1 protein-coding gene is annotated in these 334 nt (G+C 55.7%); it reads left to right on the top strand.

What is annotated here, in order from left to right; all coding sequences use genetic code 11:
• The coding region (locus AK963_RS34590) for a hypothetical protein (protein ID WP_238593920.1) at window positions 1–334 on the top strand (334 nt) is incomplete at both ends.

Here is a 334-nt window from a genome sequence, read left to right as displayed (position 1 = left end):
GCAGACCAACGTGTGTTAACAGCCAATTGCTCTTCGAGAACTGAATGGCTGGATGCGCTGGATTTTTCGCACAGTGATGTTTGCCCGGTAAATGCCGCTACGGCGTCAACAGCTGCTACTGTCGGAACGGCGTCAACAGCTGCTACTGTCGGAACGGCGTCAACAGCTGCTACTGTCGGAACGGCGTCAACAGCTGCTACTGTCGGAACGGCGTCAACAGCTGCTACTGTCGGAATTACCACAGGTTCCCTTTTTGGTGCTGCGGCCGGGTTGGGGATTGCCGGCTATTCAACCTATCAATGGATTACCGGTTACCGGGAGGGGTTGCGTGGTC

It is taken from the genome of Endozoicomonas atrinae (assembly GCF_001647025.1).
Lineage (GTDB): Bacteria > Pseudomonadota > Gammaproteobacteria > Pseudomonadales > Endozoicomonadaceae > Endozoicomonas > Endozoicomonas atrinae.
Note: the sequence above shows the minus strand (reverse complement) of the source record. Positions and strands in the feature narration are given on the sequence as shown.